The following is a 20401-nucleotide window of genomic DNA, read 5'->3' as shown; positions in this document are numbered from 1 at the left end:
CTGCTCACGCGACTGATTGCACAAATGTTGATCTGGCCCAGCGCAAAGGGCCCGGCCCTTTGTGTTAAAAGTAAGCAATCTCTCTTCTCTTCAGGGCGTTTCATGCAGGCAGATCGGTCTACGCAACGTGCTACCACGCGGCTATGTATTCAGTGCGGGCTTTTTCTCTTACAACACGGGGCAGAAAGCGCCCTCGTGGAAGAACTTTCCACACGCCTTGGGCTGGCGCTGGGGATGGACAGCGTTGAGAGCTCCATCTCGTCAAATGCCATTGTGCTGACCACCATTAAAGACGGACAGTGCCTGACCTCCACCCGTAAAAATCATGACCGCGGCATTAACATGCACGTCGTGACGGAAGTGCAGCACATCGTGATCCTTGCTGAACACAAGCTGCTCGATCTGAGGGAGATAGAGAAACGCTTCAACCAGATCAAACCTCTCCGGTATCCACGCTGGCTGGTTGTGCTGATGGTGGGACTCTCCTGCGCCTGCTTCTGCAAGCTCAACGCGGGCGGCTGGGACGGCGCTGTCGTGACCTTCTTTGCCAGCAGCATCGCGATGTATGTCCGCCAGTTGTTGACGCACAGGCAACTGCATCCGCAAATTAACTTCTGCATCACGGCGTTCGTGGCGACAACCGTATCCGGCCTGCTTTTGCGCCAGCCTTACTTCGCCAGCACGCCTACTGTTGCGATGGCCGCCAGCGTATTGCTGCTGGTGCCGGGTTTTCCCTTAATCAACGCCGTCGCTGATATGTTCAAAGGCCACATCAACACCGGTCTGGCGCGCTGGGCGATAGCCAGCCTGCTGACGCTGGCGACCTGTATCGGGGTGGTAATGGCCATGACACTCTGGGGGTTACGCGGATGGGCGTGATGGATTTTCTGCTCGCACTGGCGCAGGACATGCTCCTGGCAGCCCTTCCCGCCGTTGGCTTTGCGATGGTGTTTAACGTTCCACAGCGTGCATTACCCTGGTGTGCGCTGCTGGGTGCCATTGGCCACGGCTCACGTATGATCATGATGACCTCGGGCTTTAATATCGAATGGTCGACGTTTATCGCCTCCATGCTGGTCGGCAGCATCGGTATTCAGTGGTCCCGCTGGTATCTGGCGCACCCGAAAGTGTTCACCGTGGCGGCAGTCATTCCTATGTTCCCGGGCATTTCAGCCTATACGGCGATGATCTCCGCCGTCAAAATCAGCCACTTTGGCTACAGCGAACCGCAGATGATCCTGCTTCTGAGCAATTTCCTTAAAGCCTCGTCGATTGTGGGCGCGCTCTCCATCGGCCTGTCGATCCCCGGATTATGGCTTTACCGCAAACGTCCACGCGTATAATAAAATCGCTTGCAATTGTATCGTTCGCTATCTATATTCATTTCATGGACGCAAAAACGAACGACACCACCAACGCGCTTCTGCTGGATAACCAGCTCTGTTTTGCCCTCTATTCGGCAAATCTGGCGCTTAACAAGCTGTACCGGCAACTGCTGGCGCCGCTTAACCTGACCTACCCGCAATACCTGGTGATGCTGGTGCTGTGGGAGCAGGATGATATTACGGTGTCAGACATTGGCGAGCGGCTGTTCCTGGATTCCGCCACGCTGACTCCCCTGCTGAAACGCCTGGAAAGCGCAGGATTAATCTTCCGCCAGCGTTCCCGTCAGGATGAGCGTCAGGTCGCCGTCACCCTGAGCGACACGGGTCGGGCGCTGCAACAGCAGGCCGTGACGATACCCCACGCCGTGGGCTGTGCAGCGCAGTGTGATACCGACACCATGCTGGCGCTCAAGCAACAGCTCGAACTTTTGCGCCAACAGCTTCATCGCGCGTAAGGCTATACTTTACGCGTCTGATTCTAACTTAATACATCGCGCGCTATTTAATAGTGCATATAAACGTAAGATGAGGAACCTGCCATGTCTTTAGAAAAAGTTGTCTACACTGCCAAAGCCAAAGCAACCGGAGGCCGTGATGGCCGCGCAACGTCTTCCGATGGCGTTCTGGATGTCAAACTGGGTGTGCCAAAAGAGATGGGCGGCATGGGGGGTGAAGTAACCAACCCTGAACAGCTGTTCGCTGCGGGCTACTCCGCCTGCTTCCTGGGCGCAATGAAGTTCGTTGCGGCACGCGACAAATTCGCTCTGCCAAAAGACGCCTTTATTGAAGGCGAAGTGGGGATTGGCCCGCTGCCAACCGGTTTTGGTATCGAAGCGAAGCTGAACATCCACGTTGAAGGGATGGACGCAGCGGAAGCCAAAAAACTGGTGGATGCAGCGCATATCGTCTGTCCGTACTCTAACGCGACGCGCGGCAATATCGACGTGACGCTGAACATCATCGCGTAAACAGCCCTTGTGATTTTAGCCCCGGTAAGCGTAACGCCGCCGGGGAAATCCTCTCCTTTCCTCTCCTCTCTCTGTGCTACCATAACCCTCAATCACGTCCGTAGTAATCAGTTGAGAAAGTGTTATGTCCTCCAGAATCCTGACCACCAGCATTGCTGGCATTGATGCCTTTATGCGCGATCCTCGCGGTGTGTTGACGCACGCCGAAGGCGGCACGCTCGCGGTATTTGCCGACAACGCCCCGGCGTTTTATGCGGTCACGCCGGAACGTCTGGCGCAGCTTCTGGAAATTGAAGCGAAGCTGTCGCGTCCGGCGAGCGATGTCATGCTGGATAATCAGTTTTTTGACGAACCCGCCAGCGCCCCGGTGGCCGTTCCAATGGGGAAATTTCCCATGTACGCCGGTTGGCAGCCGGACGCCGATTTTCAGCGGCAGGCGGCCTTATGGGGAATAGCCCTCGCGCAGCCCGCGACGCCAGAAGAGCTGGCGGCCTTTACCGCTTACTGGCAGGCTGAAGGAAAAGTCTTCCACCATGTTCAGTGGCAGCAAAAGTTCGCGCGCAGTCTGCAAATCAACCGCGCCAGCAACAATGGCCAGCCAAAACGTGATATCAATGCCTTTTCAGAACCGGACAAAAAAATCCCTGATGGATTCCGAGGTGCGAAATGAAAAACGTCGGCGACCTGATGAAACGTTTGCAGAAGATGATGCCCGCCAACGTGAAGCCCGCCTTCACCACCGGTGAAGAGCTGCTGGCATGGCAAAAAGAGCAAGGTAAAATTCGCGCGGCTGCCCTCGCCCGCGAAAACCGCGCGATGAAAATGCAGCGCACCTTTAACCGCTCGGGCATTCGCCCTCTGCACCAGAACTGCTCCTTCGAGAATTATAAGGTCGAGTCACAGGGGCAGATGAACGCCCTCAACCAGGCGCGCCAGTACGTGGATGAATTTGACGGCAACATTGCCAGCTTCATCTTTAGCGGAAAACCCGGCACGGGGAAAAATCACCTTGCGGCCGCAATCTGCAACGAGCTGCTGCTGCGCGGGAAGTCAGTGCTGATTATCACCGTGGCCGATATTATGTCCGCCATGAAGGACACCTTCAGTAACCGCGAAACCAGCGAAGAACAGCTGCTGAATGATTTGAGTAACGTGGATTTGCTGGTCATCGACGAGATCGGCGTCCAGACGGAGTCCCGCTACGAAAAAGTGATCATCAATCAGATTGTCGATCGCCGTTCGTCGTCAAAACGCCCAACCGGTATGCTGACGAACCACAATATCGACGAGATGACCCGACTTCTTGGCGAGCGGGTGATGGATCGCATGAAGCTGGGTAACAGCCTGTACGTCATCTTCGACTGGGACAGCTATCGCAGCCGCGTCACCGGCAAAGAGTATTAAGATATTTCCAGGGAGCACTGGAAGAGCAGAGGTATATACTGAACCCACTTTTGGCCCAAAACGGACCTTGTTGAGTAAATCATTATGAAAAAACAGTTTCTTATCAGCATCCTTACTGGCGCCCTGCTGGTGACTGGCGCAGCGCAGGCCGCATCATGGCAGGAGTCGCTCTCCAGCGCAGCAAGTGAGTTAACCAAAGAGAGCGGCACTTCCCAGGGCGGGCTGTCAGCCTCGTCCCTCACCGGCCTGCTGAGTAACAGCTCCCAAAGCCTGAGCGCCGGAACGATGAACAACGCGGCGGGCATTCTGGAATACTGCGCGAAGCAGAAACTGGCTTCCGTTACCGATACCGAAAACATCAAAAACCAGGTACTGGGTAAACTGGGTCTGGACACCCAGGAGCAGAAAGCGGACACCAACTATATGGACGGTATTCAGGGTCTGCTGAACGCGCAAAATGGCCAGCAGCTGAACCTCAGCACCCTTGGAAATTCATCTCTGGCGAAACAGGTAAAAACGAAAGCCTGCGATCTGGTGCTGAAACAAGGCGTTAATTTCCTCTCCTGATCGCCTCCCATTTTCTGCCACAACACGCCGGGTTTATTACGTTAGTCTTACACCGCGGCGTGAAGTGCGTTTTTTTACCCCCTGCCACCACCTCAGCCTCCGTGTGCCACGCTGCGACTGTATTCAAAAATCCGATTTTATAAACCAAATCCTAACAACAGCACACTTTCGTGACACTAAAATTGCAGCTAAGCGACATCGCAATTACATTGTATTACCCAAAAAATAAGCAGTTAGTCGGCTAAGCGTCCGGCATGATGAGGAGCTGCTGTTGTCAGAGTTAATGTCCCTTGTCCTTTTCCTGGCTTCCATCGGCGTTTATGCCTGGAAAGCCGGTCGTCACACCTGGTGGTTTGTGGCCACCCTGGTGGTGCTCGGCATTTTTATTGTTTTAAACATTACGTTATATGCCAGCGATTACTTTACCGGCGACGGTATTAACGACGCGGTGCTCTACACGTTGACCAACAGCCTCACCGGCGCTGGTGTGGGTAAGTACATCCTTCCGGGTCTGGGGCTGGTGGTCGCCCTGGTGGGCATCTTCGCCGCGCTGGCCTGGGTTCTGCGCCGTCGCCGTCACCGTCCGCATCATCATGGCTACAGCCTGCTGGCGCTGTGCCTGGCGCTGGCCTCCGTGGATGCCAGCCCGGCATTCCATCAAATTACCGAGCTGGTAAAATCCCAGTCGCGCGATGGCGATCCGGACTTTGCGGCCTATTACAAAGAACCCTCGAAGAAGATCGACAATCCCAGACTCAACCTGGTCTATATCTACGGCGAAAGTCTGGAACGCACCTATTTTGATAACGATGCTTTCCCGAACCTGACGCCAGAGCTTGGCGCACTGAAAAACCAGGGCCTCGACTTCAGCCACACCATGCAGCTCCCTGGCACGGATTACACCATCGCAGGGATGGTGGCCTCCCAGTGCGGCATTCCGCTGTTTGCCCCGTTTGAAGGCAACGCCTCCGCCTCGATGTCGAGCTTCTTCCCGCAGAACATTTGCCTCGGCGATATCCTGAAAAACTCGGGCTATGAAAACTACTTTATGCAGGGCGCTAACCTGCGCTTTGCCGGGAAAGATGTGTTCCTGAAATCCCACGGTTTCGATCACCTGTATGGTTCCGAAGAGCTGAAAACCACGGTGGCCGATCCGGCCTACCGCAACGACTGGGGCTTTTACGACGATACCGTTCTGGATGAAACCTGGAAGAAATTCGAGGAGCTTTCCCGCGCCGGTAAACGCTTCTCGCTGTTTGCGTTGACCGTTGACACGCATCATCCGGATGGTTTCGTCTCACGCACCTGTAAACGTCAGGGCTATGACATTGACGGTAAAAACAACAAGTCGTTCAGCGCCGTGACCTGTAGCCAGGAGCATATCGCGGCGTTAATCGAGAAAATCAAAGCGTCGCCGTATTTCAAAAATACGGTCATCGTCGTCTCATCTGACCATCTGGCGATGAAAAACAGCGCCTGGGATGAGCTGAATAAGCTGGATCGCAGCAACCTGTTCTTTGTGCTGCGCGGCGATAAACCGCAGCAGGAGATCATTGCCGCTAAACGTAACTCGATGGATAACGGCGCTACCGTGCTGGATATTCTGGGTGGCGATAACTTCATTGGCCTGGGCCGCAGTACGCTTTCGGGCCAGTCCTTGTCGGAAATCTTCCTCAACATGAAGGAAAAAATTCTCGCCTGGAAGCCGGATATCATTCGTCTGTGGAACTTCCCGAAAGAGATAAAAGACTTCACCATCGATCAGGATAAAAAAATGATCGCGTTCTCCGGCAGCCATTTCCGCCTGCCGCTGCTGCTGCGCGTGTCGGATAACCGCGTCGAGCCGCTGCCGGAAAGCGAATACTCCGCGCCACTGCGCTTCCAGCTGGCGGAATTTGCCCCGCGCGATAATTTCGTCTGGGTCGACAAATGCTACAAAATGGGCCAGCTCTGGTCGCAACAGCTGTCGCTGTCCACCGACTGGTGCGTCTCTCAGGGGCAACTCGGCGGCGAGCAGACCGTGCAACACGTTGACAAACCGCAGTGGCAGGGAAAAACCGCGTTTAAAGATACGGTTATTGATACCGCACGCTATCAGCGCAACGTAGACCTGCTGAAAATCGTCGACAACGACATTCGTTATAAAGCAGACAGCTTCATCTTTAATGTTGCCGGCGCGCCGGAAGAGGTGAAGCAGTTCAGCGGTATTTCACGGCCGGAATCCTGGGGGCGCTGGTCTAACGCGCAGTTGGGCGATGAAGTGAAAATTGAGTATACCCATCCGCTGCCGGAGAAATTCGATCTGGTGATCACCGCCAGGGCATTTGGTCCCAACGCAAACCGTCCTATACCGGTGCGCGTCGGTGATAAAGAACAGACGCTGACGCTGAGCAACGATGTCACCACCAGCACGCTGCATTTCGATAACCCAACGCGCAGCAATACGCTGGTTATTGTGCCACCCGATCCGCAGTCCACTAACGAAGGGAATATTCTCGGTCACGCTCCGCGCAAGCTGGGGATCGGCATGGTGGAGATTAAAATTGTGAGCAGCGCTGGCTGATGACGGCGTTCACTCTTCGCCCGACGCGCCTCGACAACGTCGCTGCCCTGCCCGCCATTGAACGCGCGGCGGGGCAGCGGTTTCGCGACGTTCCTAAGCTGGCCTGGCTGGCAGACAATGAGGTTATTTCTGTTGAAGATCACCTCGGTTACGCCGGACGCGGATTAAGCTGGCTGGCGCTGGCTGACGACAGGCCCGTGGGTTTTATTCTCGCCGAAGCTCATCCATCGTCGCTGTTTATTGTGGAACTGTCGGTTCACCTGGACTGGCAGGGACGAGGTCTTGGACGCCAGTTAATCGCCCGTGCCGCCGCGCATGCCCGCAGTCTGGGGCTGAACTCGCTGACGTTAACGACGTTTCGTGATGTCCCGTGGAATGCGCCCTTCTACAGGCGATTAGGGTTTGAAATGATGACGACGCTGACGCCAGAACTGCGCCAGAAACGCGAGGAAGAGACGGCGCACGGTTTAGCGTATGGTTCCCGCTGCGCCATGCGCCTGCCTCTGTAAAATCGCCCGGTGGCGCTGCGCTTACCGGGCCTACAAAACCCAATTCCGCCGTCCGGGTAAGGCGTAGCCGCCACCCGGCAAAACGCACAATCCGTAGGCCGGGTCAGGCGTAGCCGCCACCCGGCGAAACGCACAATCCGTAGGCCGGGTAAGGCGCAGCCGCCACCCGGCAAAACGCACAGCGTCAGAACGTTTCCCAGTTATCGCCCGCGTCTGCGGTCGCCGGTTTACGCGCCACTACCGGTGCGGCAACGCTTTTCGCCGAGGCGAACTCGCGCGCCTTCATCTGTTCCTGCTGAATACGGAACACCGCAACGGCCTGCGTCAGACGGCTCGCCTGCTCTTCCAGTGCCGCGGCCGCCGCCGCAGACTCTTCCACCAGCGAGGCGTTCTGCTGGGTCACGCGATCCATCTCAGCCACCGCCAGCCCAACCTGGTCGATACCGCGGCTCTGCTCGTCAGACGCAGACGCGATTTCGCCCATGATATCCGTCACGCGCGTTACCGCATTCACGATCTCACCCATGGTTTCACCCGCGCTTTCAACAAGCGTTGAACCAATTTCCACGCGCCCCACGGAGTCTTCAATCAGGCTCTTGATCTCGCGAGCCGCCTGGGCGCTGCGCTGCGCCAGGTTTCGGACTTCACCTGCAACCACCGCAAAACCACGCCCCTGCTCGCCCGCACGCGCCGCTTCTACCGCCGCGTTCAGCGCCAGAATATTGGTCTGGAAGGCAATCCCGTCGATCACGCTGATGATATCGGCGATTTTCTGCGAACTGCCGGCGATGTCACGCATGGTCTGCACCACGTTATCCACCACCTTGCCGCCTTTCTGCGCGGTTTCAGACGCGCTCAGCGCCAGGTTGCTCGCCTGACGGGCGTTCTCGGCGTTCTGCTTCACGGTGGCAGTCAGCTGTTCCATGCTGGCGGCGGTCTCTTCCAGAGAGGCAGCCTGCTGTTCGGTACGGGATGAGAGATCGTTATTGCCCATCGAGATTTCGCTCGCACCGCTGTAAATAGCGTTGGCGCCGTTACGCACGTCACCCACGGTACGCACCAGCTCGCCCTGCATATGGCGCAGGGAGTCAGCCAGTACACCCATCTCGTTGGAGCCTTCCACGTCGATGCGCTTCACCAGGTCGCCGCTGGCGATATGACGAATGCTGTCAATCAGACGGTTCAGCGGCGAAATCAGCGCCTGACGAATACCCAGCCAGACGGCAACAATCACCACCAGCACCGCAGCCAGCACGCTAATCAGCACCCAGATAGCCTGGCGGTAAGAGCTGTTGCTGTCTTCAACCGCGGTCTGATACAGCGCGTCGTTCTGTTGCAGGTAGTTGACGTACTGCTTCTCAAAGCCATCCTGATAGCTCTGGGTCGGCTGGTCGAAGAACTCATTGATTTTGCCCGCCCCCAGCAGCTGGATCAGCTCAGCCAGCGCGCCATGGTAAATATCGTAATTACGTTTGATTTCCAGTGCCGCAGCGTCGCTCTGACGCGGGTCGCGCGGCAGCGCTTCGTAATCCGCCCAGTTTTTTTCCGCCTGTTTCAGAGACGCAGAGGCAATCTGCATCAGCTCGGCGACGGTTGAGCCGCTGCCGATATTGTTCTGATCCATCATATAGCGGATACCCGCGCGGTTCAGGGTGTTACGGGTTTGCAGCAGCGCCACCCAGCTACCGTTCAGGGTGGATTGTTGCTGGCGAATGGTTTGCAGGATGGTGAAATTCTCTTTGTCATGCTTCAGGGCATTGAAGAAAAGACCACCAGACGTGAGTTGTAAAAGGCCAAATATCGCTAAAACCAGCAGTAAGCTGGTGACAATCTTGATTCGGTTTAACATGTTTTCTCTTTCCTCAGGCAGATACAGAATATTCGGCCTGGCATGAGAAAACTTTACGAAAATCATCCTGGAATTTAGGGTTTTTACGCTTCGTCCCTCGCGGCGATATGTCGGTTTCCAAGTTCAATAAACTCTTCCAGCAGCGCCGTGAGCTGCTTCATCTTCTCAGGCGTATATTCCGCCTCTATCTGCTGGTACGCCTCTTCCACCTGAGCCTGAGCACGCTGGTACAGCGCGTTGCCTTCTTTCGTCAGCGACACGTACAGCTTGCGCTGGTCAGTCACCGGTTTTAAGCGCAGCACCAGACCGTCGCGCTCCATCCGCGTCAGAATGCCGGTCAGGCTTGGGCGCAAAATGCAGGTGCGGAACGCCAGATCGTGAAAATCCATGGAGGGATGCTCGGCCAGCACGCGGACGATACGCCACTGCTGCTCGGTCAGATTATGCCGCTTCACTATCGGGCGGAAGTAGCCCATCGCCGCTTCACGCGCCTGCAACAGCGCGATGGTTAATGAGTCATGCATCATCTACCCCTTACATCATTAACAAATAAACAATTAAAAAAAGATGCTTTTATAGACAACACGTTTTAACCCAAAAAGTCTAACAGAAACAAAGCTGTTTTTTTTAAATTATTGATTTAAATATCAATTCACCCTTTTATGTAAATTTATTGTTATTTGCATCACAAATTATTCACTTCTGATTGCGAAACGAACAGCAAAAGCATAAAACCAGATCATTAACATATTAATGAAATCAAAACCGGACAGCCGGTTTGAGGAGTATGGGAATGAAAGGTACTGTTTTTGCCGTAGCGCTAAACCACCAAAGCCAGCGTGTGGCCTGGGCTGAGGCGTTTGAAAAAGCCCCCTATAACGCGCCGCCAAAAACGGCGGTGTGGTTTATCAAGCCACATAACACTGTTATCCGCGCAGGCGAACCGATTCCCTTCCCGCAGGGAGAAACCGTGTTAAGCGGCGCGACGGTGGCGCTGGTGGTGGGCAAAACCGCCAGCAAAGTACGCGTTGAAGAGGCGGCGGCGTACATCGCCGGCTACGCGCTGGCTAACGAAATCAGCCTGCCGGAAGAGAGCTTCTACCGTCCGGCGATCAAAGCCAAATGCCGGGATGGATTTTGCCCGCTCGGCGAACCTGTCGCCGTTGATAACGTGGATAATCTGACCATCATCACCGAGATCAACGGCCGCGAAGCGGACCACTGGAACACGGTCGATCTGCACCGCAACGCCGCCGAACTGCTGAGCGCCCTGAGCGAATTTGCCACCCTGAACCCCGGCGATGCGATATTGCTCGGCACTCCGCAAAGCCGCGTCGAAGTTCGCCCGGGCGATCGGGTACGTATTCTGGCAGAAGGATTTCCGCCGCTGGAAAACCCGGTGGTGGAGGAACGCGACGTTGCCATCGCTTCGCGCACGCCGCCGCACGCCACGCTGTTTGCCCTCGGTCTGAACTATGCCGACCACGCCAGCGAGCTGGACTTCAAGCCACCCACCGAGCCGCTGGTGTTTATCAAAGCGCCGAATACCTTCAACGGCGACAACCAGACGTCGGTGCGCCCGAACAATATCGAGTACATGCATTACGAAGCGGAGCTGGTGGTGGTCATCGGCAAAACCGCGCGCAAGGTCAGCGAAGCCGAGGCGATGGACTACGTGGCGGGCTATACGGTGTGCAACGATTACGCCATCCGCGATTATCTCGAAAACTACTATCGCCCGAACCTGCGGGTGAAAAGCCGCGACGGGCTGACCCCCATCAGCCCGAACGTAGTGCCAAAAGAAGCCATTCCTGACCCGCACAACCTTCGTCTTCGCACCTACGTCAACGGTGAACTGCGTCAGGAAGGCACCACGGCAGACCTGATCTTCAGCATCCCCTTCTTGATTGCGTATCTGAGTGATTTCATGACCCTGCAACCGGGCGACATGATTGCCACCGGCACGCCGAAGGGGCTGTCCGACGTGGTGCCGGGCGATGAGGTGGTGGTGGAAGTGGAAGGCGTAGGCCGTCTGGTAAACCGAATTGTCAGTGAGGAGACTGCAAAATGAAAAAGATTAACCACTGGATCAACGGTAAAAACGTCGCCGGAAGTGAGTACTTCCACACCACTAACCCGGCCTCCGGCGAGGTGCTGGCAGAAGTGGCCTCAGGCGGCGAAGCCGAAATCCATCAGGCCGTTGCCGCCGCCAAAGAGGCGTTTCCGAAATGGGCCAACCTGCCGATGAAGGAGCGCGCGCGCCTGATGCGTCGCCTGGGGGATCTGATTGACCAGAACGTGCCGGACATTGCCGCGATGGAAACCGCCGACACCGGCCTGCCGATCCACCAGACCAAAAACGTGCTCATTCCGCGCGCCTCGCACAACTTCGAGTTCTTCGCCGAGGTGTGCCAGCAGATGAACGGCAAAACCTACCCGGTCGACGACAAGATGCTCAACTACACCCTGGTGCAGCCGGTGGGTGTCTGCGCGCTGGTGTCGCCGTGGAACGTGCCGTTTATGACCGCCACCTGGAAGGTCGCGCCGTGCCTGGCCTTAGGGAATACCGCGGTGCTGAAGATGTCTGAACTCTCCCCGCTGACCGCCGACCGTCTGGGCGAGCTGGCCCTCGAAGCGGGCATTCCGGCGGGCGTGCTCAACGTGGTGCAGGGCTATGGCGCCACGGCGGGCGACGCGCTGGTGCGTCATCATGACGTGCGCGCCGTCTCCTTCACCGGCGGTACCGCCACCGGGCGCAACATCATGAAAAACGCCGGGCTGAAGAAGTATTCCATGGAGCTGGGCGGCAAATCGCCGGTGCTGATTTTTGAAGACGCGGACATTGAGCGCGCGCTGGACGCCGCCCTGTTTACCATCTTCTCCATCAACGGCGAACGCTGCACCGCCGGCTCGCGCATCTTCATCCAGCAGAGCATCTACCCGGAGTTCGTCAAACGCTTTGCCGAGCGCGCCAACCGCCTGCGCGTGGGCGACCCGACCGATCCGAACACCCAGATTGGCGCGCTCATCAGCCAGCAGCACTGGGAAAAAGTCTCCGGCTATATCCGCCTCGGCATTGAAGAGGGGGCAACCCTGCTGGCGGGCGGCCCGGACAAACCGACCGATCTGCCTGCGCACCTGAAAGGCGGCAACTTCCTGCGCCCGACCGTGCTGGCGGATGTCGATAACCGCATGCGCGTGGCGCAGGAGGAGATCTTCGGGCCAGTGGCCTGCCTGCTGCCGTTTAAGGATGAAGCGGAAGGCCTGCGCCTGGCGAACGACGTGGAGTACGGCCTGGCATCTTACATCTGGACCCAGGACGTCAGCAAAGTGCTGCGTCTGGCGCGCAGCATCGAAGCGGGCATGGTGTTCGTCAACACCCAGAACGTGCGCGACCTGCGCCAGCCGTTTGGCGGCGTGAAGGCCTCCGGCACCGGGCGTGAGGGCGGCGAGTACAGCTTCGAGGTCTTCGCGGAGATGAAAAACGTCTGCATCTCCATGGGCGACCATCCGATTCCAAAGTGGGGGATCTGATCATGGGAAAATTAGCGTTAGCGGCAAAAATCACACACGTTCCGTCAATGTATCTCTCTGAACTGCCGGGCAAAAACCACGGCTGCCGCCAGTCGGCCATCGACGGGCATAAAGAGATCAGCAAGCGCTGCCGCGAGCTGGGCGTGGACACCATTATCGTCTTCGACACCCACTGGCTGGTGAACAGCGCGTATCACATCAACTGCGCGGACCATTTTTCGGGCGTCTACACCAGCAACGAGCTGCCGCATTTTATTCGCGATATGACCTACGACTACAACGGCAACCCGGAACTCGGCCAGCTGATTGCCGACGAAGCGGTGAAGCTTGGCGTGCGCGCCAAGGCGCACAACATCCCGAGCCTGAAGCTGGAGTACGGCACGCTGGTGCCGATGCGCTACATGAACGCGGATAAGCACTTCAAAGTGGTCTCCATCTCGGCGTTCTGCACGGTTCACGACTTCGCCGACAGCCGCAGGCTGGGCGAGGCCATCGTCAGCGCCATCGAAAAATATGACGGCACCGTGGCAGTGCTCGCCAGCGGCTCGCTGTCGCACCGCTTTATCGACGACCAGCGCGCGGAGGAAGGGATGAACAGCTACACCCGCGAGTTTGACCGTCAGATGGACGAGCGCGTGGTGAAGCTGTGGCGCGAGGGTCAGTTCAAGGAGTTTTGCAGCATGCTGCCGGAGTACGCCGACTACTGCTACGGCGAGGGCAATATGCACGACACGGTGATGCTGCTGGGGATGCTCGGCTGGGACAAATACGACGGTAAGGTGGAGTTTCTCACCGAGCTGTTCGCCAGCTCCGGCACCGGCCAGGTCAACGCCGTTTTCCCGCTGCCCGCGTAAGGAGCCACCATGCCGCATTTTATTGCTGAATGTACCGACAACATCCGCGAGCAAGCCGACCTGCCAGGGCTGTTCGCCAAAGTGAACGAGGCGCTCGCCGCCACGGGCATCTTCCCCATCGGCGGCATCCGCAGCCGCGCCCACTGGCTGGACACCTGGCAGATGGCAGACGGTAAGCACGATTACGCCTTTGTGCATATGACGCTGAAGATCGGCGCGGGGCGCAGCCTGGAAAGCCGGGAAGCCGTGGGGGAGATGCTGTTTGCGCTGATCAAAACGCATTTTGCAGAGCTGATGGCCGCCCGCTATCTGGCGCTGTCGTTCGAGCTCGACGAGCTGCACCCGACGCTTAATTACAAGCAGAACAACGTGCACGCGTTGTTTAAGTAGCCGTTTGCTCGCCCGGTGGCGCTGCGCTTACCGGGCCTACAACGGCCCCAAACCGTAGGCCGGGTAAGCGCAGCGCCACCCGGCAACAGCAGCACCGAACCGTAGGCCGGGTAAGCGCAGCGCCACCCGGCAACAGCAGCACCGAACCGTAGGCCGGGTAAGCGAAGCGCCACCCGGCAACAGCAGCACCGAACCGTAGGCCGGGTAAGCGAAGCGCCACCCGGCAACAGCCGCACAAAGGATACGCCATGCTCGACAAACACACCCATACCCTGATCGCCCACCGCCTGCATCAGGCGGAACAATCCCGGGAGCAGATCCGCGCGATCTCGCTGGAGTACCCGGAGATCACCATTGAAGACGCCTACGCCGTCCAGCGCGAATGGGTGAGCCTGAAAATCGCCGAAGGCCGCGTGCTGAAAGGCCACAAGATCGGCCTCACCTCCAAAGCGATGCAGGCCAGCTCGCAGATCAGCGAGCCGGACTACGGCGCGCTGCTGGACGATATGTTCTTCCACGACGGCAGCGACATCCCCGTGGATCGCTTTATCGTCCCGCGCATCGAAGTGGAGCTGGCCTTCGTGCTGGCAAAACCGCTGCGCGGCCCGAACTGTACGATCTTCGACGTCTACAACGCCACGGATTACGTCATCCCTGCCCTGGAGCTGATCGACGCCCGCTGCCATAACGTTGACCCGGAAACCCAGCGCCCGCGCAAGGTGTTCGACACCATCTCCGATAACGCCGCCAACGCGGGCGTGATCCTCGGCGGCCGCCCGATTAAGCCCGACGAGCTGGATCTGCGCTGGATCTCCGCCCTGCTCTACCGCAACGGCGTGATCGAAGAGACCGGGGTCGCCGCAGGCGTGCTTAACCACCCGGCGAACGGCGTGGCGTGGCTGGCGAACAAACTCGCGCCATACGACGTGCAGCTTGAGCCAGGCCAGATCATCCTCGGCGGCTCGTTTACCCGCCCGGTTGCCGCCAGCAGAGGCGACACCTTCCACGTCGACTACGGCAACATGGGCTCGATTAGCTGCCGCTTTGTGTAGGAGTGCACCATGGAAAACGCATTTAAGACCGCGCTGAAAGCCGGAAAGCCGCAAATCGGCCTGTGGCTGGGGCTGACCAGCAGCTACAGCGCAGAACTGCTGGCAGGCGCGGGCTTCGACTGGCTGCTGATTGACGGCGAACACGCGCCAAACAACGTGCAAACCGTCTTAACGCAGTTACAGGCCATCGCCCCTTACCCCAGCCAGCCGGTAGTGCGCCCGTCGTGGAACGATCCGGTGCAGATCAAGCAGCTGCTGGACATAGGCGCGCAAACCCTGCTGGTGCCGATGGTGCAAAACGCTGACGAGGCGCGGCTGGCGGTCAGCGCCACCCGCTACCCGCCTGCGGGCATTCGCGGCGTCGGCAGCGCCCTGGCGCGCGCCTCGCGCTGGAACCGTATCCCGGAGTATCTGCATCAGGCTAACGACGCCATGTGCGTGCTGGTGCAAATCGAAACTCGCGAGGCGCTGAAAAACCTGCCGCAGATCCTGGACGTGGAAGGGGTGGACGGCGTGTTTATCGGCCCGGCGGATCTGAGCGCCGACATGGGCTTCGCCGGTAATCCGCAGCACCCGGAGGTGCAGGCCGCCATTGAACAGGCGATCGCGCAGATCCTCAGCGCGGGCAAAGCGCCCGGCATCCTGATGGCGAACGAGCAGCTGGCAAAACGCTATCTCAGCCTCGGCGCGTTGTTTGTCGCGGTCGGCGTGGATACCACCCTGCTCGCCCGCAGCGCCGAAGCGCTGGCGGCCCGCTTTACCGACGTCACCACAGCAGTTGATAACAATAAATCCGTCTACTAAACGTACGATGTGGAGCGCAACATGACGACCTCAACCCTGCATAATAAAGCTGTTGAACATCGCGTTATTAATAAGCTGTTCCGTCGTTTGATCGTGTTTCTTTTTATCCTGTTTGTTTTCTCGTTTCTCGATCGCATCAACATCGGCTTTGCCGGGCTGACGATGGGCAAAGATCTGGGCCTCACGTCAACCATGTTTGGCCTGGCCGCGACGCTGTTTTACGTGACCTACGTGCTGTGCGGTATCCCCAGCAACATCATGCTGGCGAAGGTCGGCGCCCGCCGCTGGATCGCCGGGATCATGGTGGTGTGGGGCATCGCCTCTACCTGCACCATGTTCGCCACCAGCCCCGAAACGCTTTATGTCCTGCGCATGCTGGTGGGCATTGCCGAAGCCGGTTTCCTGCCAGGCATTCTGGTCTATCTCACCTGGTGGTTCCCGGCGTATCACCGCGCCCGCGCCAACGCGCTGTTTATGATCGCCATGCCGGTGACCATGATGCTCGGCTCGATCCTCTCCGGGTACATTCTGGCGATGGACGGGCTGTGGAACCTGAAGGGCTGGCAGTGGCTGTTCCTGCTGGAGGGGCTGCCATCGGTGGTGCTCGGCGTGGTGACCTGGTTCTACCTTAACGACACCCCGGATCAGGCCACCTGGCTGGATGATGACGAAAAGCAGGCACTCAAAACGATGATCGCCCGCGAACAGGAGCTGGCTATTGCGCATACCGCCACGCCGCGCTCGACGCTGCGCGAGGTGCTGACGCCCGCCGTGCTGCTCTACACGCTGGCCTACTTCTGCCTGACGAATACGCTGAGCGCGATCAACATCTGGACGCCGCAGATCCTGCAAAGCTTCAACACCGGCAGCAGCAATATCGTGATTGGCCTGCTGGCGGCGATCCCGCAGTTTTGCACCATCCTCGGGATGATCTGGTGGAGCCGCCGCTCCGACAGGCTGAAAGAGCGAAAAAAGCACACCATCCTGCCGTATCTGTTTGCGGCGGCGGGATGGATGCTGGCCTCGGCGACCGATCACAGCCTGATCCAGCTGCTTGGCATCATCATGGCCTCAACCGGATCGTTTACCGCCATGGCGATATTCTGGACCACGCCGGATCAGGTTATTAGCCTGCAATCCCGCGCGGTGGCGCTGGCGGTGATCAACGCCATCGGCAACGTCGGGTCTGCCGTCAGCCCATTGCTGATAGGTATTCTGCGCGACGCGACCGGCAGCTTCAGCTCGGGGCTGTGGTTCGTGGCGGGTCTGCTGGTGGTGGGCGCGCTGGTGCTGACGCGCATTCCGATGACGCAGCGGGATCAACAGAGGAACGATCATGTGCCAGAGCCCCATCGCCAACATTGATATCAGCAAGGATTACGACGAAAGTCTGGGCACCGACGATGTGCATTACCAGTCGTTTGCCCGCATGGCGGCCTTTTTTGGCCGCGACATGCAGGCGCACCGCCACGACCAGTATTTTCAGATGCACTTTCTCGATACCGGGCAGATTGAGCTCCAGCTCGACGACCACCGTTACTCGGTGCAGGCGCCGCTGTTTGTGCTGACGCCGCCGTCGGTGCCGCACGCGTTTATTACCGAATCCGACAGCGACGGCCACGTGCTGACGGTGCGCGAGGATCTCATCTGGCCGCTGTTAGAAGTGCTCTACCCCGGTACGCGGGAAGCGTTCGGCCTGCCGGGGATCTGCCTGTCGCTTGCCGACAAGCCGGACGAGCTGGCGGCGCTGAAGCACTACTGGCAGCTGATTGCCCGGGAATCCACGGAACAACTGCCCGGTCGCGAGCATACGCTGGTCCTGCTGGCCCAGGCCGTTTTTACCCTGTTGCTGCGCAACGCGAAGCTCGACGACCACGCGTCAGGCGGCATGCGCGGTGAGCTGAAGCTTTTTCAGCGCTTTAACCAGCTGACAGATGCTCATTACCACGAGCACTGGACGGTGCCGGAGTATGCAAGCGAATTGCATCTCACCGAATCTCGCCTGACCGATATCTGTCGCCGCTTCGCCAACCGCTCGCCGAAACGGCTGATCTTCGACCGCCAGCTGCGGGAAGCCAGGCGTTTGCTGCTGTTTTCCGACAGCACCGTGAGCGAAATTGCCTGGCAGCTGGGGTTTAAAGATCCGGCCTATTTCGCCCGTTTTTTTAACCGACTGACGGGGTGCTCACCCAGCGCGTACCGGGCGCAGAAAGTACCGGTTTCCTGAACGCATCACGGTTCGTAGGGCGGGTAAGCGCAGCGCCACCCGCCGAAAAGCCGCACAGATCACAAAACCACATCCCACCCGAAAAGTACCTGCCGTTGTCCCAATCGTCCCTTCACGTTCCGCCCCTCTCAAGCTTCAATTAAACAACAAAAACAAAACATAAATTTAACAATCATCTTCCGATACGAGGTCCCTATGAAGCCTGAAGATTTCCGCGCTGATGCCAAACGTCCGTTAACCGGTGAAGAGTATTTAAAAAGCCTGCAAGATGGCCGTGAGATTTATATCTACGGCGAGCGCGTTAAGGACGTCACTACCCACCCGGCATTTCGCAATGCGGCGGCGTCCATCGCCCAGATGTACGATGCCCTGCACAAGCCAGACATGCAGGATACCCTCTGCTGGGGCACCGACACCGGCAGCGGCGGCTACACACATAAATTCTTCCGCGTGGCGAAAAGCGCCGACGATCTGCGCCAGCAGCGTGACGCCATCGCCGAGTGGTCGCGTCTGAGCTACGGCTGGATGGGGCGTACGCCGGACTACAAAGCCGCGTTCGGCTGCGCCCTCGGCGCCAACCCTGCCTTCTATGGCCAGTTCGAGCAGAATGCCCGCAACTGGTACACCCGTATTCAGGAAACCGGCCTGTACTTTAACCACGCCATCGTCAACCCGCCGATCGATCGCCATAAACCGGCGGACGAGGTGAAAGACGTTTACATCAAGCTGGAGAAAGAGACCGACGCCGGGATCATCGTCAGCGGCGCGAAAGTGGTGGCCACCAACTCGGCGTTGACCCACTACAACATGATCGGCTTCGGCTCTGCGCAGGTGATGGGCGAAAACCCGGACTTCGCGCTGATGTTCGTCGCGCCGATGGATGCCGAAGGGGTGAAGCTGATCTCCCGCGCCTCTTACGAGATGGTGGCAGGGGCGACCGGCTCTCCGTACGACTACCCGCTCTCCAGCCGCTTTGACGAGAACGACGCCATTCTGGTGATGGATCATGTGCTGATCCCGTGGGAAAACGTGCTGATCTACCGCGATTTCGACCGCTGCCGTCGCTGGACGATGGAAGGTGGCTTCGCCCGCATGTACCCGCTTCAGGCCTGCGTGCGTCTGGCAGTGAAGTTCGATTTCATCACCGCTCTGCTGAAGAAGTCGCTGGAGTGTACCGGCACCCTCGAGTTCCGCGGCGTGCAGGCGGATCTCGGCGAAGTGGTGGCGTGGCGCAACATGTTCTGGGCGCTGAGCGACTCCATGTGCTCCGAAGCCACGCCGTGGGTAAACGGCGCGTATCTGCCTGACCACGCGGCGTTACAGACCTACCGCGTGATGGCGCCAATGGCCTATGCGAAGATCAAGAACATCATCGAACGTAACGTGACCTCCGGGCTGATCTACCTGCCGTCCAGCGCGCGGGACCTGAACAACCCGCAGATCGACCAGTACCTGGCGAAGTACGTGCGCGGCTCCAACGGAATGGATCATGTCGAACGCATCAAGATTCTGAAACTGATGTGGGATGCCATCGGCAGCGAGTTTGGCGGACGTCACGAGCTGTACGAAATCAACTACTCCGGTAGCCAGGATGAGATCCGCCTGCAATGCCTGCGTCAGGCGCAAAGCTCCGGCAACATGGACAAGATGATGGCGATGGTTGACCGCTGCATGTCCGAGTACGACCAGCACGGCTGGACGGTACCGCACCTGCACAACAACACTGATATCAATATGCTGGATAAGCTGCTGAAATAACGCAGCGGGAGGTTTCAATGCAATCTGAAGAACGCCTGCGTTTTCGCGACGCGATGGCCAGCCTGTCGGCGGCGGTGAATGTGATCACTACCGAGGGCGATGCAGGTCGCTGCGGCATTACCGCCACCGCCGTCTGCTCGGTCACGGACACCCCGCCTTCGGTCATGGTCTGCATTAACGCCAGCAGCGCCATGAACCCGGTCTTCCAGGGCAACGGCAAACTGTGCGTCAACGTGCTGAACCACGAGCAGGAGATCATGGCCCGCCACTTTGCCGGGATGACCGGCATGGCAATGGAGGAACGCTTTGCTCTCTCCTGCTGGCAGAAAGGACCGCTGGCGCAGCCGGTGCTGAAAGGCGCCCTGGCAAGCCTGGAAGGTGAGATAACCCAGGTGCAAACCATCGGCACCCATCTGGTCTACCTTGTTGAGATTAAGAACATCATCCTCAGCAGCGAGGGGCACGGCCTGATCTACTTCAAACGCCGTTTCCACCCGGTGATGATGGAGATGGAAGCCGCGATTTGATCCCGTTGCA

21 protein-coding genes are annotated in these 20401 nt (G+C 58.2%); 19 read left to right on the top strand and 2 right to left on the bottom strand.

The features are described from left to right. The first annotated feature begins 102 nt into the window (after positions 1-102). From ACQG0T_RS03155 to ACQG0T_RS03115, 9 genes are all read left to right on the top strand, one after another. Positions 103-879 carry a threonine/serine ThrE exporter family protein gene (locus ACQG0T_RS03155; protein WP_017383842.1) on the top strand — a complete coding sequence of 259 codons (777 nt, stop codon included), beginning with the start codon at positions 103-105 and terminating at the stop codon, positions 877-879. Continuing rightward, the gene (locus ACQG0T_RS03150; RefSeq protein WP_015572605.1) at positions 870-1343 is read left to right on the top strand and encodes a threonine/serine exporter; all 474 of its coding nucleotides are present in this window, start codon (positions 870-872) and stop codon (positions 1341-1343) included. Before ACQG0T_RS03155 ends, ACQG0T_RS03150 begins: the two co-directional genes overlap by 10 nt. Positions 1344-1387: 44 nt before the next feature. Beyond that, positions 1388-1840: a MarR family winged helix-turn-helix transcriptional regulator gene (locus ACQG0T_RS03145; protein WP_045338421.1), complete on the top strand. Its 453-nt coding sequence runs from the start codon at positions 1388-1390 to the stop codon at positions 1838-1840. A gap of 84 nt (positions 1841-1924) precedes the next feature. Further along, complete coding sequence (locus ACQG0T_RS03140) at positions 1925-2353, top strand: organic hydroperoxide resistance protein (protein ID WP_003856578.1); 429 nt, start codon at positions 1925-1927, stop codon at positions 2351-2353. A gap of 124 nt (positions 2354-2477) precedes the next feature. After that, positions 2478-3023: a primosomal protein DnaT gene (gene dnaT / locus ACQG0T_RS03135; protein ID WP_003856579.1), complete on the top strand. Its 546-nt coding sequence runs from the start codon at positions 2478-2480 to the stop codon at positions 3021-3023. Next, entirely contained in the window at positions 3020-3757 is a 738-nt protein-coding gene (dnaC, locus tag ACQG0T_RS03130) for a DNA replication protein DnaC (RefSeq protein ID WP_003856580.1), read from the top strand. The genes dnaT and dnaC overlap by 4 nt, the downstream gene beginning before the upstream one ends. A gap of 84 nt (positions 3758-3841) precedes the next feature. Then, on the top strand, positions 3842-4324 hold the full coding sequence (locus ACQG0T_RS03125; RefSeq protein ID WP_015572603.1) for a DUF2501 domain-containing protein: 483 nt from the start codon (positions 3842-3844) through the stop codon (positions 4322-4324). Between the two features lie 271 nt (positions 4325-4595). After that, on the top strand, positions 4596-6887 hold the full coding sequence (gene opgB / locus ACQG0T_RS03120) for a phosphatidylglycerol--membrane-oligosaccharide glycerophosphotransferase (protein ID WP_022650356.1): 2292 nt from the start codon (positions 4596-4598) through the stop codon (positions 6885-6887). Next, positions 6887-7396 carry a GNAT family N-acetyltransferase gene (locus tag ACQG0T_RS03115; RefSeq protein WP_126498712.1) on the top strand — a complete coding sequence of 170 codons (510 nt, stop codon included), beginning with the start codon at positions 6887-6889 and terminating at the stop codon, positions 7394-7396. Before opgB ends, ACQG0T_RS03115 begins: the two co-directional genes overlap by 1 nt. Positions 7397-7580: 184 nt before the next feature. On the opposite strand, the gene tsr is transcribed toward ACQG0T_RS03115, so the two are convergent. Together tsr and hpaR are read right to left on the bottom strand one after the other, a co-directional pair. Further along, positions 7581-9245 carry a methyl-accepting chemotaxis protein gene (gene tsr / locus ACQG0T_RS03110; RefSeq protein WP_017383845.1) on the bottom strand — a complete coding sequence of 555 codons (1665 nt, stop codon included), beginning with the start codon at positions 9243-9245 and terminating at the stop codon, positions 7581-7583. Between the two features lie 83 nt (positions 9246-9328). Then, on the bottom strand, positions 9329-9769 hold the full coding sequence (gene hpaR, locus ACQG0T_RS03105; RefSeq protein ID WP_017383846.1) for a homoprotocatechuate degradation operon regulator HpaR: 441 nt from the start codon (positions 9767-9769) through the stop codon (positions 9329-9331). Positions 9770-10038: 269 nt separating this feature from the next. Between hpaR and hpaG the strand changes: the two genes are divergently transcribed. The 10 genes from hpaG to ACQG0T_RS03055 all read left to right on the top strand — a co-directional run bounded on the left by hpaG (position 10039) and on the right by ACQG0T_RS03055 (position 20391). Continuing rightward, entirely contained in the window at positions 10039-11316 is a 1278-nt protein-coding gene (gene hpaG / locus ACQG0T_RS03100) for a 4-hydroxyphenylacetate degradation bifunctional isomerase/decarboxylase (RefSeq protein WP_426723743.1), read from the top strand. Further along, on the top strand, positions 11313-12779 hold the full coding sequence (gene hpaE, locus ACQG0T_RS03095; protein WP_023303046.1) for a 5-carboxymethyl-2-hydroxymuconate semialdehyde dehydrogenase: 1467 nt from the start codon (positions 11313-11315) through the stop codon (positions 12777-12779). Before hpaG ends, hpaE begins: the two co-directional genes overlap by 4 nt. A 2-nt stretch (positions 12780-12781) precedes the next feature. After that, the gene (gene hpaD / locus ACQG0T_RS03090) at positions 12782-13633 is read left to right on the top strand and encodes a 3,4-dihydroxyphenylacetate 2,3-dioxygenase (RefSeq protein ID WP_023295877.1); all 852 of its coding nucleotides are present in this window, start codon (positions 12782-12784) and stop codon (positions 13631-13633) included. 9 nt (positions 13634-13642) lie between these two features. Next, the gene (locus ACQG0T_RS03085; protein WP_023303044.1) at positions 13643-14023 is read left to right on the top strand and encodes a 5-carboxymethyl-2-hydroxymuconate Delta-isomerase; all 381 of its coding nucleotides are present in this window, start codon (positions 13643-13645) and stop codon (positions 14021-14023) included. Between the two features lie 248 nt (positions 14024-14271). Beyond that, positions 14272-15075, top strand: a complete 804-nt coding sequence (hpaH, locus tag ACQG0T_RS03080) for a 2-oxo-hept-4-ene-1,7-dioate hydratase (RefSeq protein WP_015572593.1) — start codon at positions 14272-14274, stop codon at positions 15073-15075. Between the two features lie 9 nt (positions 15076-15084). After that, positions 15085-15879 carry a 4-hydroxy-2-oxoheptanedioate aldolase gene (gene hpaI / locus ACQG0T_RS03075; protein ID WP_059295583.1) on the top strand — a complete coding sequence of 265 codons (795 nt, stop codon included), beginning with the start codon at positions 15085-15087 and terminating at the stop codon, positions 15877-15879. A gap of 21 nt (positions 15880-15900) precedes the next feature. After that, positions 15901-17244: a 4-hydroxyphenylacetate permease gene (gene hpaX / locus ACQG0T_RS03070; protein ID WP_045348391.1), complete on the top strand. Its 1344-nt coding sequence runs from the start codon at positions 15901-15903 to the stop codon at positions 17242-17244. Continuing rightward, positions 17216-18106 (top strand): 4-hydroxyphenylacetate catabolism regulatory protein HpaA, encoded by an 891-nt coding sequence (hpaA, locus tag ACQG0T_RS03065; protein WP_047735126.1) that lies wholly within the window; start codon positions 17216-17218, stop codon positions 18104-18106. The genes hpaX and hpaA overlap by 29 nt, the downstream gene beginning before the upstream one ends. A gap of 195 nt (positions 18107-18301) precedes the next feature. Continuing rightward, positions 18302-19864 (top strand): 4-hydroxyphenylacetate 3-monooxygenase, oxygenase component, encoded by a 1563-nt coding sequence (hpaB, locus tag ACQG0T_RS03060; protein WP_180260674.1) that lies wholly within the window; start codon positions 18302-18304, stop codon positions 19862-19864. A 17-nt stretch (positions 19865-19881) separates the two neighbouring features. Then, positions 19882-20391, top strand: coding sequence for a 4-hydroxyphenylacetate 3-monooxygenase reductase subunit (locus ACQG0T_RS03055; protein ID WP_023303043.1), 510 nt, complete (start codon positions 19882-19884; stop codon positions 20389-20391). Positions 20392-20401: the final 10 nt, after the last annotated feature.

Origin of the sequence: Enterobacter cloacae complex sp. 302F9 (assembly GCF_050030335.1) — a bacterium.
GTDB lineage: Bacteria > Pseudomonadota > Gammaproteobacteria > Enterobacterales > Enterobacteriaceae > Enterobacter > Enterobacter hormaechei_C.
Note: the sequence above shows the minus strand (reverse complement) of the source record. Positions and strands in the feature narration are given on the sequence as shown.